Annotated in this window: 12 protein-coding genes and 2 pseudogenes; 10 read left to right on the top strand and 4 right to left on the bottom strand. The window is 34.3% G+C overall.

Annotation, left to right across the window (positions count from 1 at the left end; translation table 11 throughout):
* The first annotated feature begins 324 nt into the window (after positions 1-324).
* The 10 genes and pseudogenes from AD998_15520 (at position 325) to AD998_15475 (ending at position 11,771) form a co-directional block, all read left to right on the top strand.
* Positions 325-798, top strand: a pseudogene (locus AD998_15520) (hypothetical protein).
* A complete protein-coding gene (locus tag AD998_15515; GenBank protein KOY87366.1) occupies positions 798-1,634 on the top strand; it encodes a cyanophycinase in 837 nt (278 codons plus the stop codon). The pseudogene AD998_15520 and the gene AD998_15515 overlap by 1 nt, the downstream one beginning before the upstream one ends.
* 47 nt (positions 1,635-1,681) lie before the next feature.
* Complete coding sequence (locus AD998_15510) at positions 1,682-2,713, top strand: hypothetical protein (GenBank protein KOY87365.1); 1,032 nt, start codon at positions 1,682-1,684, stop codon at positions 2,711-2,713.
* 153 nt (positions 2,714-2,866) lie between these two features.
* Positions 2,867-4,567 carry a long-chain fatty acid--CoA ligase gene (locus AD998_15505; GenBank protein ID KOY87364.1) on the top strand — a complete coding sequence of 567 codons (1,701 nt, stop codon included), beginning with the start codon at positions 2,867-2,869 and terminating at the stop codon, positions 4,565-4,567.
* 54 nt (positions 4,568-4,621) lie between these two features.
* Entirely contained in the window at positions 4,622-5,101 is a 480-nt protein-coding gene (locus AD998_15500; GenBank protein ID KOY87363.1) for a hypothetical protein, read from the top strand.
* 74 nt (positions 5,102-5,175) lie between these two features.
* Complete coding sequence (locus tag AD998_15495; GenBank protein KOY87362.1) at positions 5,176-6,132, top strand: transketolase; 957 nt, start codon at positions 5,176-5,178, stop codon at positions 6,130-6,132.
* A gap of 3,278 nt (positions 6,133-9,410) precedes the next feature.
* Positions 9,411-9,662: pseudogene (locus tag AD998_15490) on the top strand (hypothetical protein).
* Positions 9,663-10,129: 467 nt separating this feature from the next.
* Positions 10,130-10,582 carry a 50S ribosomal protein L13 gene (locus AD998_15485; protein ID KOY87361.1) on the top strand — a complete coding sequence of 151 codons (453 nt, stop codon included), beginning with the start codon at positions 10,130-10,132 and terminating at the stop codon, positions 10,580-10,582.
* An 11-nt stretch (positions 10,583-10,593) separates the two neighbouring features.
* Positions 10,594-10,980, top strand: a complete 387-nt coding sequence (locus AD998_15480) for a 30S ribosomal protein S9 (GenBank protein ID KOY87360.1) — start codon at positions 10,594-10,596, stop codon at positions 10,978-10,980.
* 32 nt (positions 10,981-11,012) lie between these two features.
* Positions 11,013-11,771: a 30S ribosomal protein S2 gene (locus tag AD998_15475; protein ID KOY87359.1), complete on the top strand. Its 759-nt coding sequence runs from the start codon at positions 11,013-11,015 to the stop codon at positions 11,769-11,771.
* 60 nt (positions 11,772-11,831) lie between these two features.
* Here the strand turns inward: AD998_15475 and AD998_15470 are convergent, their stop codons facing one another.
* From AD998_15470 to AD998_15455, 4 genes are all read right to left on the bottom strand, one after another.
* Positions 11,832-12,224: a hypothetical protein gene (locus AD998_15470; GenBank protein ID KOY87358.1), complete on the bottom strand. Its 393-nt coding sequence runs from the start codon at positions 12,222-12,224 to the stop codon at positions 11,832-11,834.
* A gap of 84 nt (positions 12,225-12,308) precedes the next feature.
* Positions 12,309-12,830 carry a hypothetical protein gene (locus AD998_15465; GenBank protein ID KOY87357.1) on the bottom strand — a complete coding sequence of 174 codons (522 nt, stop codon included), beginning with the start codon at positions 12,828-12,830 and terminating at the stop codon, positions 12,309-12,311.
* Between the two features lie 68 nt (positions 12,831-12,898).
* Positions 12,899-13,507, bottom strand: coding sequence for a hypothetical protein (locus AD998_15460; protein ID KOY87356.1), 609 nt, complete (start codon positions 13,505-13,507; stop codon positions 12,899-12,901).
* A 24-nt stretch (positions 13,508-13,531) separates the two neighbouring features.
* On the bottom strand, positions 13,532-13,852 hold the full coding sequence (locus tag AD998_15455; protein ID KOY87355.1) for a hypothetical protein: 321 nt from the start codon (positions 13,850-13,852) through the stop codon (positions 13,532-13,534).
* Positions 13,853-14,104: the final 252 nt, after the last annotated feature.

The following is a 14,104-nucleotide window of genomic DNA, read 5'->3' as shown; positions in this document are numbered from 1 at the left end:
TTTGCTCAAAACTACAAAAAAACCAATAATGGAGTTTTATATAAACACTTCAAACAATTTCCTCAAAATAGAAAAGTAAAATTAGGTGAAATAGTTACATTTTCAGTAGCTATTTATACAGGAAAAGATTCATTAGTTCAGAAATCTCCTGATAACAACCTTAATTGGCAAGATAAATATACAGATATAGAACGCAAAACAACACCTTTAGAAGTCTTTGGTTTGCTTCAAGAAAAAGATAGTGTAGAAGTGTTGGTGTCATTAGATACGCTTCGTAAATATGCCCCAACAGCTTTACCAACCTTTATCAATGTAGGCGAATATCTCAAATACCACATCAAAATCAAAAAAATACGCTCCAATGTTGAAATTCAGAAAGAAAAGGATGCCAAAAATGCCAAACTCAAAATAGAAGAAACAACAAAAATTCAACAGTACCTAAAAGCAAACAAATTGGTGGCTCAGGCTTTACCTTCAGGACTTCATATCGTTTATACTCAAAAAGGAACAGGAGCAAAACCCACAAAGGGGCAAACTGTGGTGGCTCATTATACAGGTATGTTATTAAATGGGAAAAAATTTGATAGTTCTGTGGATAGAGGAACACCTTTCGAGTTTGCAGTGGGTAATGGACAAGTAATAAAAGGCTGGGACGAAGGTTTTATGCAGATGCCTGTGGGTTCAAAAGCAAAACTGATTATTCCTTCTTTTATGGGTTATGGTGAAAAAGGAGCAGGAGCTGATATTCCTGCCAATGCTATTTTAATTTTTGATGTAGAACTGATTGCTGTAAAATAATGAAACACCTCAAAAGAAATATTTTGTTAGGGCTATGTATTTTACATAGTTTTTTCTTAAATGCTCAAGGTAAGTTATTTATCATTGGAGGAGGTAAACGCCCTCCAGAATTGCTCAGTCGTATGTTTATAGAATCAAGTTTGGATAAAGGAGGATATGCCATTATTCTTCCAATGGCAAGCTCAGAACCTGATTCGGCTATTTTTTATGCTCAAAAACAATTTGCTGAAAATAAAATGAAGGCTTTTGGCTACGATTTTTCTAAAAATGCCAAAAATGCTTCAAAATCAGCTTTGGATAGTATCAGAAATGCTAAACTGATATATTTTTCGGGTGGTGACCAAAATAAACTTATGGCTTCTATTCAGAATACTCCTGTGTATGAGGCAATTTGGGCTTGTTACCAACAAGGAGGCATGATAGCAGGTACTTCAGCAGGTGCTGCTGTGATGAGTAAAAAAATGATTACAGGAAATGAAAAACGATATAAAGAATACAATCAAACATTCCAAACCATAGAAGCAGATAATGTTGAGTTTGGGGAAGGAATGGGATTTTTGAAAAAAGCAATTATAGACCAGCATTTCCTGATTCGAAGCAGACACAATAGGCTCATCAGTGCTGTTATTGAACACCCTGAATTTCTATGTGTGGGAATAGACGAAGCAACAGCTATTTTAGTATATAAAAATAAAGCCGAAGTAGTAGGCGATTCGCAAGTAATCGTTTTTGAAAATCCTAAGAAAAGTAAAAATGTGTATAAAAATAAACTGGGAGCTACAAATCTAAAAGTTTCTGTATATACTACTGGGCAAAAATTTAGAATAGAGTTTTGATTTTCATAAAAATTTCATAGATTAACGTTTAGAAACTCTTGAGCATCATGGATGAGCAACAAAGAATAGATGCCTACATCAAACAAATGATGGAAATAAAGGCAAAAAAAGATAATGAACAAATAAAAGCTGATTTAAAAGCCATCAGTCAAGAACTGGGTATGAGTGATGAAGACTTACAAGCCATTGAGGAAGAACGTAAAAAGTTAATTCTCTTAGGTAAAGGCTTTATAGACCATCAGCAGGCTGATGATGCACTCATAGCTCTCGAAAAAGCCTATGCTCTCAATCCTGATGATGCTGATACACTTAGCTTGCTTGCTCAAGTTCACGGAATGAAATTCGTGCAAACCAATCAACAACAACATAAGAAAAAAAGTGAGGAATATGCCGCTCAAGCATTACTTCAAAATCCATCTGACCAAAAAGCTTTAGCCTTACTGCAATCAGTACGTTACAAACCAAAGCAAGAAGTACAATGGGGGAAAGTAGTGGGCTTGGGAGGATTGGTCGGTGCTGTTGGACTTGCAGGCTTTCTTATATTTGGAACAAGTAAAAATGATGATAAAGTTAATAAAGAACCTGTAACAGTAGTACAATCTGATAACAAATCTGTTCAAGCAAACGAACAAACAATTGAATACACCAATAATATTGGTGATAAAGCTGTATTTAAGTTCTCTGATAATGAGGTAAAAATAGAATTTGATGGTAAGGTCATCAAAGGTAAAACGAAATCAGCAGAGAAAAATAAATATAAAGATGCTAATGGTAATGAAGTAGCAGAAGTGAAAGCGAAAGATGCAGATGGTTTTAAAGTTCGTACACCCGATGGAAGCAAACTTCTTTGGAAAATAAAGTTAGATGCAGCAAAAGTAAAAGTGTCTGATAATGAAGAAAATCAGAATCCATTTGAACTCAAAAAGAAAGATGGGAAAATAAAAATTAGTAGAAATGGACAAGAAATTATAGATTTAAAAGGAAAAGATAAACATTCAGAAGCAGCCATGTATCTTTCACAAATCCCTAAAGAACAACGCTATATTATTGTAGCAGAGCTCTTGCAAAGAGATATGTAATGAAAAATATACCTTGAAAAAGTACGAGGGAAGACAAAATTCTTTTAAATTCTAATTTCTGTTTTCCTTATTCTTTCTTCCAAATTAGAAACACATACAACGCATAAAAAACTAAAATTGCTTATAATCTTCACTTAAAACACACATAGCGTTATGTCAGAAACAAAACTTTGGCTACAAAAATACCATGCAAGCATTCCCAAAGAAATCAATCCTGACCAATATTCATCTTTGGTAGCATTTTTAGATGAGCATCTTAAAAAATATGCAAATTTGCCTGCTTACCAGTTTATGGATAAGGTATTGAGCTACAAAGAAATAGATAAAAAATCTCAAGACTTTGCAGCATATTTGCAAAGCCTAGGTTTGCAAAAAGGAGATAAAGTAGGATTGCAAATGCCTAATATTTTACAATATCCTGTGGCTTTATTTGGTATTTTGAGAGCAGGCTTTACTGCTGTCAATGTGAATCCTCAATACACAGTACGTGAAATGGAACATCAGTATAAAGATGCTGATGTAAAAGTAGTCATCATTGTAGCAAATTTTGCTCAAAACTTAGAAAAAGCCTTACCACATACCAATATCAAGCATGTAATTGTTACAGAAATTGGAGATATGCTTGGTTTTTTAAAAGGTAAAATTGTGAATTATGTTGTAAAACATAAGAAAAAAATGGTACCTCCTTTTAACATCCCCAATGCAGTTTCTTTTAATAAAGCTTTATCCATGGGAGCTAAAAAAACATTTACTCCTGTAGATTCCAAAGGCTCTGATTTAGCATTTTTACAATATACAGGTGGTACAACGGGTGTTTCTAAAGGAGCAATGCTTACTCATAGAAATATTTTGGCAAACATGATGCAAATAAAAGCTTGGATGGGTCCCAAACTTAAAGAATCACCTCAAGAGGTAATTATAACACCTTTACCTTTGTATCATGTGTTTGCACTGACTGTGAATTGCTTCTCTATGGTGGCTATCGGAGCTAAAAATATATTGATTGCCAATCCGAGAGATATGCCAAGTTTCTTAGGTGAAATGATTAAAAATAAATTTACAGTACTTACAGGGCTCAATACCTTGTTTGTAGGGATGATGAATCACCCAGATTTTAAGAAAATCAATTGGACTAATGTAAAAGTAGTTGTGGCTGGTGGTATGGCAATGCAAAAACCAGTTGCCGAAAAATGGAAACAAATGACAGGTATTGCAGTTGCTGAAGGCTATGGGTTAAGTGAAACAGCTCCTGTACTTACTTGTAACCCGATTGATGGTACAGAACAAATAGGCTCAATTGGGATACCTGTACCTAATGTGGATATTAAGCTTATTGATGATGATGGCAAAGATGTACAACTTGGCGAAGCAGGTGAAATTTGTGCGAAAGGACCCAATGTGATGCTTGGTTATTGGAATAGACCTGATGAAACAGCCAAAGTGTTCACAGAAGATGGCTGGTTCAAAACTGGGGATGTTGGTGTAATGCAAGAAGATGGCTTCTTTAGAATTGTAGATAGGAAAAAAGATATGATTTTGGTGTCTGGTTTTAATGTGTATCCTAATGAAGTAGAAGATGTAGTAGCAGGGCATCCTAAAGTATTGGAAGTAGCAGTTATTGGTGTACCTGATGCAAAGGCTACAGAACGTGTAAAAATTTATATTGTAAAGAAAGATGAAAGCCTCACAGAACAAGAAGTTCGTAAATATTGTGAAGAAAATCTGACAGGCTACAAACAGCCACGTGATATAGAATTCAGAACTGAGTTACCTAAATCGAATGTAGGAAAAATCTTACGAAAAGTCTTGAAAGATGAGATGAAAGCACAAGTAGAATCTTCTGGAAGAGCTTAAAATTAAAAAGGTAGCATTTGCTACCTTTTTTTATTAAGATAAAAAATTATCAATATGGAGCGTTATCCTGATTTTTTAGATTTTACACAAGGTTTTCTTGTAGAAAACCCAACAGAAGTTTTAAAGTGGAATTATACTGATGCCGAATTGCACAAGATGTTTCCTTTATATGACTTGAAAAGAAAAACTATTTTTGCAGATTTTGGTAAAAGAACCATTTTTGATGATATTCAGGTTGCTGTGTGTGCTACTCTTCAAAAAGAAGGAACAGTTTTTTTTACTACACATTTTTATGCTGAATTGGGAGATAGTGACGATATGGAGATTGAACCTACTTATCCTGAAACTTTTAAAGAAATCTATAAACGTCTCAAAAATGTATTACCTCCAGAAAAAATAAAAGGAAGTTTGGATGCTCCTTGGACAGGCACAAATAGCATTGAATTTGACTGTAGAGGGGCTACAATTACACTACAGGCTCAAGATAATGGACATGTTTATTTGTATAAACTCCTTATAAATCAGAAAAAATAAAATATAAACTTCTCTTTTTGGTACAAATTATACCTTTATCTTTGCAGGCAATTGCCAACAAAAATACATTTTTCATGAAAAAGTTTGAGATATTAGGTAATAATGATACTCGTTCGGGTTTTGGAGTAGGCTTATTAGAAATAGCCAAGCAAAATGACCAAGTAGTGGGGCTTTGTGCTGACCTTACAGGTTCACTCAAAATGGATGCCTTCCAAAAACAATTTCCTGAACGTTTTTTCCAAGTCGGAATTGCAGAAGCCAACATGATGGGCATTGCAGCAGGTTTAGCAGTTACAGGTAAAATTCCTTTTACAGGTACTTTTGCGAATTTTTCGACAGGGAGAGTTTATGACCAAATACGTCAATCTATTGCTTATTCCCATAAAAACGTAAAAATTTGTGCTTCTCATGCAGGTATTACACTTGGAGAAGACGGTGCGACTCATCAGATTTTAGAAGATTTGGGCATGATGCGTATGCTTCCAGGGATGGTAGTGATTAATCCTTGTGACTACAACCAAACAAAAGCGGCAACCATGGCAATTGCAGAACATTATGGACCTGTTTATTTGCGTTTTGGAAGACCCAAAGTACCTATATTTATTTCAGAAAATACACCTTTCCAAATAGGTAAAGCTTTATTGTTACAAGAAGGAACAGATGTAACCATCTTAGCAACAGGACATTTGGTTTGGAAATCTATCCAAGCTGCTGAAATACTGGCTCAAAGAGGAATCAGTGTAGAATTAATCAATATTCATACCATCAAACCATTGGATGAAGAAGCAATTTTAGCCTCTATATCTAAGACAAAATGTGTGGTTACAGCAGAAGAGCATCAACGTTTTGGAGGTTTGGGAAGTGCAGTAGCAGAAGTATTGGCAACAAAATTGCCTACTCCCCAAGAGTTTGTAGCAGTCAATGATACTTTTGGTGAAAGTGGAACTCCTGATGATTTGATGAAAAAGTATGGTTTAGAAGCAGAAAATGTGGTGGCAGCCGTTGAAAAGGTATTAACAAGAAAAAAATAAAAAATAAAAAAATATTTTTCGTGGGTTTAATGGTTTAAAACTATTAAACCCATTTTTCTTTGTTTTTCTTCTAAATTAAAGAATAAATTACATGATATCTGACGAAATTTAATTTTGTAAAACGTTTTTTCTTCATTAATATTGCATGCGATATAAATATTTTATAGTTTAAAATTTTAAAAAATATCGTTTTATAAAAATAAAAATATTGAATTATGCAGAAAAAATTACTACAAACATTTTTTTATCTAATAAGCCTTTTCTTTTACCAAACTGTTTTTTCACAGAATATTCAAAATTATACAGCTTCAGCGGCCAGTAATGAGTCGTTGGAGGATATGTCTAGTGGTACAACTACTTTAATAGGTGGTAATCAAGGACCAGTATCTTCTTCTGTAAATGCTATTGGGTTTGAGGTCTTTTTTATGGGGCAAAGATTTACCGACTTTTCTGTAAATGCAGGAGGAGTACTTCGTTTTGGCACAAGTGTTATCAATACAGATGCAAATACAATGGCTATTGTGGGGCATCATAGAGTTTGTACATTTGCTAACTCTACTCCAGGTACAAGTAATGAATTGTTATGGAGAACCCATTCTTCAGGAAAAGTACATTATAAATTAGTTGGAACAGCACCCAATCGCAAACTTGTTGTAGAGTGGCAGAATATGAGAGTAGATGGCACATCTACAACAGCCAATGCAACATGGCAAACTCATATTTATGAAACAGCTCCTAATAATACCAATGGAGGTGTAATCAGAATGATTTATGGACAAATGAATGTGGGTGTTTTTTCAAGTGCAATTAGTTGTGGAGCAGGAATAGCTCCAAGAGTGGGTTTAGGAGCAGGTGATGGTACAAATCAGTATGTAGCAATGGATGCAGACCAACATCCTACTGTAACAGGTTCTGCAATTTCTTATACAGGTTCCAATGAGGCATGTTATACAACATCTCCAATTTCTTTAAATAGTGCATCTAATGGCAGTAGAAAGTTCTATAATTTCTCTTCTGTTGCTCCTAATGGCAATATTACATCTTTTTCTGCTGATTGTGTATCATCTACTACCCTTCAACTTACATGGGCAGATAATGCAACCAACGAATTGGGTTATGCTATTTATCGTTCTACTGATGGAGTTAATTATAGTTTTAGAACATTAGTGCCATCAGGAACACTCAATTATGCAGATACGGGTTTATCACCTTCTACAATGTACTACTATCGTATTTATACTTATACAGAAGGCAGACTTTCAGCTTTATCGGGTTCAGGTAGCATTTCTGCAACAACTTTAGCAACAGGTATAGGATCTATTATTTCTATTAAATCAGGTAGTTGGAATGACCCTACTGTTTGGACAACAGGTACAATACCTACAGCAACTGATGATGTTATTATTGGATGTTTGGGAAATCATACAATTACTTTACAATCTTCTGGGGCAACATACTCCAATACAAGTACAATAGCCATTCCTGATAATACTCCTTCTGGTGGAGTAGCAACAGGAAATACTATTCCTACAGCAGCTTCACTGACAGGATGTGGTACCTGTGCTTCTAGTTCTGTAACTGTACCAGCAGGAACTTATACAGGTATTTCTAATATTCGATTTAGCATTACACATACCTATGATTCAGATTTAGATATTTACTTGTTAGCTCCAGACAATACAGTATTTCTTGTTTCTACAGATAATGGAGATATTGATGATAATTATACAAATACTGTGATTCAGGATGGCTCAACCAACATTAACACAGCAGGAGCACCTTTTACAGGAACATATTCTTTAGAAGTAGGAACATTGGCATCTTATGCAGGAGCTTATAACGGAAATTGGAGACTGTATGCAATTGATGATGATGGAGGTATAACAGGTTCTATTTCCAATTTTAGTATCACAATGGCAGCTGTTTCATCTATTAGTGGTACAGCTCGAAATCTTACTATCAATAATGGTAGTAGCTTAACATATACCAATGGTGCAAGCCTTACACTCAATGGTAACTTACAAAATAATGGAACATTCAATATGACAGGTACAAACACTGCATTGGATGTAAAAGGTAATTTCACGAATAATAATACCTTTACAGCAGGAACAAGCTCAACGGTTACATTTAGTGGAACAAGTGTACAAAATATTAGTAATACACAAACAGAAACAATACCTTATAGTGTAGCCAATACTACAGATTTTGCAATTGGAGACCCATCATCCATTATAGTAACTAATAATACAGTTCCCACATCAGCTACATTAGCCAGTTGTACCAATTGTGCTGTGAGTTCTGTAACCGTTCCTGCAGGAACATACACGGCTCTTTCAAGTATAAATTTCTCTATTAATCATACATTTACTGGGGATTTAGGGATATATTTAGTATCACCCAATGGTACAGTATTTTTGATTTCTGATGATAATGGAGGCTCTGATAATAATTATACCAATACCACCATTAGTGATGCAGGGGCAACCAATATTACAGCAGGAACAGCTCCTTTTACAGGTACGTTCAGACCAGAAAATGTAGCTTTTTCTACTTATAGTGGAACTTATACTGGTACATGGACACTTTATGTATTAGATGATGCTTCGGGCGATTCTGGAACATTGTTAGATTTTACCCTCACTCTTTTACAATCTACAGGAAATGTGTTAAATGTACATCATCTAACCATGAATGGCTCTGGAGGAGCATCTTTGAATAACACAAATATTAAGGTGGCTGGTACAGGAACATTCAACAATGGTGTACTTACTACAAATGCAAATCGTATAGACTTTTCAGCAGGCTCTGCTACATCAGGGGGAAGTAATAGCAGTCATATTGTTGGCACAGCAAGAAAAATAGGTAATACAACATTTACATTCCCATTGGGTAACGGAACGTATTTTGCCCCTATTGGTTTTAGCCCTTCAGGAACAACAACGCTTACAGACCATTTTACAGCTTCTTATACAAGAGTTTATCCGAACCCTTATGACATCAGACAAAAGGAAACAAGTTTAAACCATGTAGGCAATTGCGAATATTGGATGCTTGATAGAACAAATGGCTCTCAAAATGCAACTGTAAATTTAGGATACAATAGCACAAGAAGTTGTGGTGTGGATGTTGGAAGAGAAACAGACTTAAGAGTTTGTCGTTGGAATGGTTCGCAATGGACAAATGGGGGAGGTTCAGTAGCAGGTACAACGGTTACAAGTACCACTACCTTTACAACTTTTAGTCCTTTTACATTGGGAAGCATCAGTGACTTTAATCCATTACCTGTGGGGATGCTATATTTTAAAGCTAAAAAATCAGGTGATTCAGATGCTTTATTAGAATGGCAAACAGAATTTGAAATTAATGGTGATAGATATGAAGTAGAACGTTCTTTGAATGGTAAAGATTTTGTAAAAATAGGTACGGTAGGATGCCAAGAGAAAGGTGCTAAATATCACTTTTTGGATGAAAAGATAGGGGATGATGTCCAAATAGCTTATTATAGACTCAAACCCATAGATAAAGATGAGAAATCTATATATACTCGTATAGAATCTGTTATTTTTGAGCAACAAGGCTTTGAAATAGTATCTATTGTCCCCAACCCATTCAAAGATGATTTTGAAGTAGCCTATACACTACCCAAAGACGGAAAAGTTAGATTTACCCTTACAGATGTATTGGGTAGGATAGTAGAGGAGCGAATCTTGAATGGTAATTTAGGGATTAATACTTATAAAGCTACCAATACAAGCCATTTGGCAAGTAGTATTTATGTATTAAGCTTACAATTTGAAGGAAAGGTGATTAGTAAGAAAGTAAAAAAATAGTCTAAAAATAAAGAGATAGAAAAGGAGTAGAAATTTTCTACTCCTTTTTTTTGGAAAAAACAGAGGAAAAGTAAAAATACATTTGGATATTTATTTTTAAAGCTCTAAATTTGCGTTCCATTTTTGGAAAACTATAATATATTGATTTTTAAAACAAAAGCAGAATGGATCAATTAAGTTACAAGACTATTTCGGCTAACAAAGGAACAGTAAATAAAGAATGGGTCATCGTGGATGCTGACTCTGCTGTCCTTGGTCGTTTGGCGAGCCAAATAGCAAGCATCCTGAGAGGTAAGAATAAAACAAACTACACACCTCACGTAGATTGTGGTGATAACGTAATTGTTATCAACTGCGACAAGATTCGCTTAACAGGCAAGAAAATGACTGATAAGCAGTACATCCGTCATACTGGTTACCCTGGTGGTCAGCGTGTACGTACTCCCAAAGAAGTGAAAGAGAAATTCACTGGAGCTCGTTTGATTGAAATGGCTGTAAAAGGTATGCTTCCTCGCAACCGTCTGGGAAGAAGATTATTCTTCAATTTGTATGCTTATGCAGGTCCTGAGCATCCTCATGAAGCACAACAGCCTAAAGCAATCACTTTACAATCTTAATCACGAAAGTCATGGAAATTATCAATACGATAGGACGTAGAAAAACTGCTGTTGCACGTATTTACATGCAAAGCGGTAACGGAAATATTACTGTAAACGGTCGCGATTACAAAGAGTATTTCGCTTCAGAAGTACTTCAAACCATTATTCATCAGCCTTTAGCTGTTGTAAATGAATTGGGTAAATATGACATCAAAGCAAATTTAGATGGTGGTGGAGTTTCAGGACAAGCTGAGGCTTTGCGTTTGGCTATCTCTCGTGCTTTACTTGAAATCAGTGCTGAATACCGTCCTGCTCTTAAGAAAGAAGGTTACCTCACTCGTGACCCTCGTATGGTTGAGCGTAAGAAATACGGTAGAAAGAAAGCTCGTAGAAGATTCCAGTTCAGCAAACGTTAATATTTGGTTTGATTTTAAAAATTCTGAAAAAAATGGCTCAAAATATAGAATATAAAGACCTATTAAATGCGGGCGTTCATTTTGGACACCTTACCCGCAAGTGGGACCCCCGTATGGCTCCATACATTTTCATGGAGAAAAACGGTATCCACATCATTGACTTGAACAAAACAATTGCTTGCATGAATGATGCAGCAGATGCTTTAAAGAAAATTGTTCGTTCAGGCAAGAAAGTGATGTTTGTAGCAACCAAGAAACAAGCTCAAGAAATTGTTTCTAGCGAAGCTAAAAGACTTAAAATGCCTTTCGTTACAGAGCGTTGGTTAGGTGGTATGCTTACCAACTTCAACACTGTAAAGAAATCTTTGAAGAAAATGTCTTCTATTGAGAAGCTTATCAAAGGTGAAAACTACGAAAGCCTTGCAAAGCGTGAGCGTTTAATGTTACAAAGAGAAAAAGAGAAACTTGACAAAGTGTTAGGTGGTATCTCCGACTTAGGACGTTTGCCTTCAGCTTTGTTTATCGTGGACGTAAAACGTGAGCATATTGCGGTAAAAGAAGCTATCCGTTTAGGTATCCCTGTGTTTGGTATCGTAGATACAAACTCTGATCCTAACCAAGTAGATTTCCCAATCCCTGCAAATGATGACGCTTACAAGTCTATCGAAATCATCACAAAATTTATTGGTGCAGCTATCGATGAGGCTCTTCTTGAAAGAAAAACTGACAAAGAAGACCAAAAATTGAAAGAAGAAGAAACCAAGAAAATTGAAGCAGACGATAACGAATAATAAAAATTTAACCCCACAATTTGTGGGGTTTTTTATTTTATATAAAACTTTAAATTTCTTTTATAAAGAATCGATAATAGCTTGAATTTTAGGAGCATTAGCATTTAAAACTGTTTTAATCATGCCCATATTAGAGGAAGTAGAGTCTGCTGCGAAGTAAATAATATATTTAGTACCTACAAATCTGATAAAATGTACTTGTGTTGTAAGTGTGATAATCATATCTGTAATAGCTTCATTTTTGAGATTAAGAGCTTGCATTGCTTTTAATTTCTGTTTTACAACTTCTGCATTGTAAGCTGCTGCTACATTCAAATCAAAATCAGATTTTAATGAATAAGATGATAGAGCCATTCCAGAGGCAACCTCTACAATAGAGATACCAAGAGTTCCAGAAATTTCTTTGGCTGTTTGTTCAAGTAATGTTTTAAGTTGGGTTTCTTTGGTTTCCATTTTATGAAAAATTTTAATTGTGTAAAACTAATATATACAAAACTAAATTTTTTTAATAGAATACCAAATATATATCTTTTTTTATTAAGCCATTGCCAAAGAAATGATAGCTAGTGTAGCATCTTTTACTTCTTGGGGATTATTTGCATTGATGGGTAAAAATTGTACATTTCTCCCCATGAGTTCTATGATGGCTTGTAGAGCTAGACTATCAGGTATATCTAACTTTGTAACACCTACAATGTAAGGTATGTGAGGAAAATGTTGGTCAAAGTAGGAAATAATATTATTTGTTTCTAAAATTGAATCCATGCGAGAGGCATCAGCTAGAAAAATCAAGCCAAAACAATTTTCGGCTAAAACATCCCACATAAAATTAAATCTTTTCTGACCAGGAGTTGCATAAATATGTAATACGAGGTCTTCATCAATAGTCAGCAAACCAAAGTCCATTGCAACGGTGGTATGCTCTTTCAATAAAAGGGTCGAAGCCTCTGTAACAGCTTCATCAGTAGTAATAGGCTCTATCTCACTAATTGCTCTTACAAAGGTTGTTTTGCCTGCTCCAACATCACCAGATATAACTAATTTAAGAACTTGTTTCATAATAAAAAATAGAATATTCGGAGAATAAACTTAAAAGCTTACCAAAATGTTTAAAAAAAATAAAAAAATTATAGATTAGATATTTTATTAAGTAATTTTTGAAGGGCAATATTTTTATTAGATAATTGGGGATTGTCTTTTTGTACATTATTTTCTTGAATAATGTTACCTAACACTTTTAATTGACCAATTATAAACAGACGATATACAGTAGATTTTAAATCTTGAGGGGATTTATAAGAATAGAAGTCCAATAAATCTTTGAAGGTTCGATTCTCAGACTTTGAAAAAAATAAATAAACCAAAAGAGTATCGATACCAATTTGATTACCTAATTTATATATGTCATTCAAGGAAGTTTTTCCTATAATATGATTGTTTAAATAATTTTTGTAAAAATCATCAGAAAAGCTTAGAGAAAGGTTTGAAAAATCCCACAATAAGTTTAATAAGGGATAAAAATTAAAGGTTTTATCTATATTGCTTTCTTTAAATGAAAATTCTTTTATATTGTCAGACATAACTTTCATGAACAATGATTTATCCAAATCTATCACAAATTCTCCTTGATAAATATTGACATGGCATGAGCCGTTTTCTGCATTAATCTCTACAATACCACTTTTCTTATTTGAAAGTATATCATAAAAAACATCTAAAAGTTGAACAGTTAACATAAAATATATTTAAAATGATGTAATTTAGATGTCTTCTGATAAACTTTTAACAGTTTCTCGGGTTAAAATATTGATCATACCAATATTAGCTTGAGAAGATACAATTAAAGTAAGCAATTTTTTGACACCTATAGAAAGGATGATATAAGTAGCATCTTCACCTCTGATTTGAACTTCATTGAGTCCTCCAAAATTCATTTCAGAAGCGGATTTTTTTGCAAGACCCAACACTGCTGCTGAAAGGGCAGCTACTTTATCAGGATTGATGTCTGAAATGTTAGAATGAAGCATAAGCCCATCACTACTAATTAAAGCTACTGCTTTAATATCTTTACTTCCTTGCATTAATTTTTCAATAATTCCCTGATAGAGCTCAGTCATAAATATTTATTAAGTATAAATTTAGTTAGATAAAAAATCTTTGTTGTCATTCATCTGATTGAATTGAGAAAGCTCGTCTTGAGTGAGTTCATTGAACAAGAATACATACACTATTTTGGTGTCAATTTCCATTTTACCTGACATCATCTGTACAATATGTTGATTACCAAAATGGTCAATGATTTTCCCCATCACTTTTTTAGAGAAAGACTTATA

The organism is bacterium 336/3, from assembly GCA_001281695.1.
GTDB lineage: Bacteria > Bacteroidota > Bacteroidia > Cytophagales > Thermonemataceae > Raineya.
This window is presented reverse-complemented; position numbering and strand designations above follow the sequence as displayed.

What these genes read in the sequence shown, in the direction of transcription:
- AD998_15515 (KOY87366.1), top strand. Translation starts at nt 798, where the DNA reads ATGAAACACCTCAAAAGAAATATTTTGTTAGGGCTATGTATTTTACAT.
- AD998_15510 (KOY87365.1), top strand. Translation starts at nt 1,682, where the DNA reads ATGGATGAGCAACAAAGAATAGATGCCTACATCAAACAAATGATGGAA.
- AD998_15505 (KOY87364.1), top strand. Translation starts at nt 2,867, where the DNA reads ATGTCAGAAACAAAACTTTGGCTACAAAAATACCATGCAAGCATTCCC.
- AD998_15500 (KOY87363.1), top strand. Translation starts at nt 4,622, where the DNA reads ATGGAGCGTTATCCTGATTTTTTAGATTTTACACAAGGTTTTCTTGTA.
- AD998_15495 (KOY87362.1), top strand. Translation starts at nt 5,176, where the DNA reads ATGAAAAAGTTTGAGATATTAGGTAATAATGATACTCGTTCGGGTTTT.
- AD998_15485 (KOY87361.1), top strand. Translation starts at nt 10,130, where the DNA reads ATGGATCAATTAAGTTACAAGACTATTTCGGCTAACAAAGGAACAGTA.
- AD998_15480 (KOY87360.1), top strand. Translation starts at nt 10,594, where the DNA reads ATGGAAATTATCAATACGATAGGACGTAGAAAAACTGCTGTTGCACGT.
- AD998_15475 (KOY87359.1), top strand. Translation starts at nt 11,013, where the DNA reads ATGGCTCAAAATATAGAATATAAAGACCTATTAAATGCGGGCGTTCAT.
- AD998_15470 (KOY87358.1), bottom strand. Translation starts at nt 12,224, where the DNA reads ATGGAAACCAAAGAAACCCAACTTAAAACATTACTTGAACAAACAGCC.
- AD998_15465 (KOY87357.1), bottom strand. Translation starts at nt 12,830, where the DNA reads ATGAAACAAGTTCTTAAATTAGTTATATCTGGTGATGTTGGAGCAGGC.
- AD998_15460 (KOY87356.1), bottom strand. Translation starts at nt 13,507, where the DNA reads ATGTTAACTGTTCAACTTTTAGATGTTTTTTATGATATACTTTCAAAT.
- AD998_15455 (KOY87355.1), bottom strand. Translation starts at nt 13,852, where the DNA reads ATGCAAGGAAGTAAAGATATTAAAGCAGTAGCTTTAATTAGTAGTGAT.